The 2539-nt window shown below is 32.7% G+C and carries 4 protein-coding genes and 1 pseudogene; 2 read left to right on the forward strand and 3 right to left on the reverse strand.

Going from position 1 to position 2539, the window contains the following annotated elements; translation table 11 throughout:
• Positions 1-189 (reverse strand): annotated as a pseudogene (locus AMD01_RS18915) (RNA-guided endonuclease TnpB family protein); the annotation flags it as partial.
• Positions 190-369: 180 nt separating this feature from the next.
• Between AMD01_RS18915 and AMD01_RS25115 the strand changes: the two are divergent.
• A complete protein-coding gene (locus AMD01_RS25115; protein WP_053403017.1) occupies positions 370-684 on the forward strand; it encodes a VanZ family protein in 315 nt (104 codons plus the stop codon).
• 199 nt (positions 685-883) lie between these two features.
• Here the strand turns inward: AMD01_RS25115 and AMD01_RS18925 are convergent, their stop codons facing one another.
• Positions 884-1261, reverse strand: a complete 378-nt coding sequence (locus AMD01_RS18925; RefSeq protein ID WP_211263412.1) for a VOC family protein — start codon at positions 1259-1261, stop codon at positions 884-886.
• A 254-nt stretch (positions 1262-1515) separates the two neighbouring features.
• Between AMD01_RS18925 and AMD01_RS18930 the strand changes: the two genes are divergently transcribed.
• On the forward strand, positions 1516-1929 hold the full coding sequence (locus tag AMD01_RS18930; protein WP_053403019.1) for a hypothetical protein: 414 nt from the start codon (positions 1516-1518) through the stop codon (positions 1927-1929).
• Between the two features lie 109 nt (positions 1930-2038).
• Here the strand turns inward: AMD01_RS18930 and AMD01_RS18935 are convergent, their stop codons facing one another.
• A complete protein-coding gene (locus tag AMD01_RS18935; RefSeq protein ID WP_053403020.1) occupies positions 2039-2263 on the reverse strand; it encodes a YczI family protein in 225 nt (74 codons plus the stop codon).
• Positions 2264-2539: the final 276 nt, after the last annotated feature.

Here is a 2539-nt window from a genome sequence, read left to right on the forward strand (position 1 = left end):
CTCTGTCAGAATGGAAATGTAGTATTTTCCTGATGCAGTCATTGATAGTGTGCAAGACTTGATTGTATATTCCGAAGGAATGGCTCGATGTTGGTTGATTTTCACCATTTTGAGCTTGGGTAATTTGATATGACCGTCCAACAGTTGAATGTTTCCATTCACGACATTGGTTGTATAGCTTTGTTTGTGTCGTTTGCTGTTGAACAGATTTCCACCATTCATCCCCCACCTACTCACTGGGCTTCGCCCTTATCGTTCCTTGAGGAAGGGGACTTCTGGTGGAAATCTGTTAAAATAATCATTTAGTTAATAAATTTAATGGTATATAATGGAATTTAAATCAGCGTTATAGTTTGGAATTTATACAATATGTATAATATTCTGTCTCATTCAGTAAGTGTTTCAGTACCTATTAACAATTTAGGTCTTAATATTTTACTATTTATGCCTTTTGGATTTTTTTTATCTATGAAAAAGGCGCTATTTAGATCCGTTATTCTACTGGGAATATTGCTGTCTTTGTTTATTGAAATTATTCAGTTTGTTATCCCTACAGGACGTTCATCAGATATTGATGACGTTATATTAAATACCATTGGAACCTTTTTAGGGTGGACAATTTTGAAATTGATAGTTTCCAAATTGCACAAGCCATTAGTATCTCAGGAAAAATTACATAGATGAATTTAATAGCTTCCATATTCACTTGATAAATAAGTTAGGGCTCCCAGTTGTTACATGACAGGGAGCCCTTTTGTGTATTTTACTAGTTCATAAAAACCTAGTTCCAACATTTTCACTAATGATTAAAACCAATGTAACCTAATGTATTAACATTAGCATTAATTTGTAAGTGATGGCTAGTTCACGACTCTATACCTGCCTAAATATAGACTGCTATTTCTATAAGGTTTTGGTCGGGATCTCTAACATATACGGATCTAATTGGACCTAGTGCACCAGTTCTGTTTACAGGTCCCTCCTCAATAGGTACATTATTTTTGTTAAGAACGTCTATTACCCTTTCCAAACTTTCATTCGAAATCAAACATAAATCAATAGATCCAGGAAGTGTGTGTTGTGCTTTAGGCTCAAATTCATTCCCTGCTTCATGTAAATTTATTTTTTGATTCCCAAAAAGCAGCGCTTTTCTTCCTAATCCAAAGGTTTCTTCCTTCATCCCTAATATAATTGTGTAAAAATCAATTGTCTTTTTAATGTCTTTTACGGTTAACACCAAATGATCAATTTGTTGTATCACTATCGTTCCCTCCTGTTAGAAGAACATATTTATTCTTTTTTTGTTTTATATATTAGAATTATACGGGCAGCCTCTCAAACATCTCATACAGTTGTCGTATCGGCAAAAAATCTAATTTGGAGGTCAAGAATACATACCATATCTTTATGGGAATAACAAACACCATAGATTTTTATAAATATTACTTTTATTTACAATTAATATAAAAAATGCTTATTTTAATGTTATAATTTTAAGGTGAAGGAGATGATATTGTGAAGTCAGAAAAAGCAAAAAACAGCTTATTCTTTATATTAATGGTAATCGGCTCAGGTTTTATTGCAATCTTTTATTATTCTCGTTACGATCTCCCTGTGTTAGGATTTATGAGTATTCATTCGTCAGAACAATCTCAACAAATTTTTTTATCCAGCTACAATTGGTTAGGTTTGAGAAAGGATGTTTCTTCATTTGAATTTAGTAATATGAAGGAATTACATCATTTAATTGATCCGATCTATAATGTGCTAAAAGCACAAATTGTATGGTTTGTAGGTGTTTTTATAACCATTTTAACGGTAATAGTTAAACCAACCAGGTTGTATAACTATTATAGGAACATTGGCATTACCATGATTATAATAGGGGTAATAGCTCAAATTGTATTAGTTCAGTTCATTTATAACTAACGATTCAGTACATACGGTTGGCATAACAATATAAGTATTCTTGAAGATTATCAGCTTTCCAATTCATTTTATCTGTGCAAAACAATTAGAGGGAATAAAAAGTATTGGTCTAAAAAATTTTAATGGATACGAATAAAATAAATACAAAAGCAACTATATTTAACCATCCGATGCTCTTTTTCCCTTTTTTAAACTCTCTTACCCCTATGACCAACATCACTAAACTTAAAGATAAAAACATATATGACTGAAATCTAAAATCTTCAGTGATTAATCCGTACGTTGCAAGTGAAACGACCATTATGGATAAAACAATCTGGAAAATCTTTAACATTTTATCCGCTCCTCTATCTTAATTAATTGTTATGGGTAAACATCAGTGATGTTTTTTTCTCTGTGAACTACCCACCACTTACCACCCTTACGGGTCGCTTGAAGTGGGGGCTTCTTGGGTAATCGCCACTTTTATTAGCTGACGAAATGGACCAAGCTAACCCTCTTGTTCCAAGAGTTTATATTTTATGATTAAGCATTCGCTAATAAGCGAATGCCTTCTTTTTTGATAGTGAGTGCCGCATTCACATCTCTATCGAGATGTAGTCCGCACGAA

It is taken from the genome of Priestia koreensis, from assembly GCF_001274935.1.
Lineage (GTDB): Bacteria > Bacillota > Bacilli > Bacillales > Bacillaceae_H > Bacillus_AG > Bacillus_AG koreensis.

Bases quoted from the DNA above. Each gene is read 5' to 3' on its own strand.
- AMD01_RS25115 (WP_053403017.1), top strand. From the start codon at position 370: ATGTATAATATTCTGTCTCATTCAGTAAGTGTTTCAGTACCTATTAAC.
- AMD01_RS18935 (WP_053403020.1), bottom strand. From the start codon at position 2,263: ATGTTAAAGATTTTCCAGATTGTTTTATCCATAATGGTCGTTTCACTT.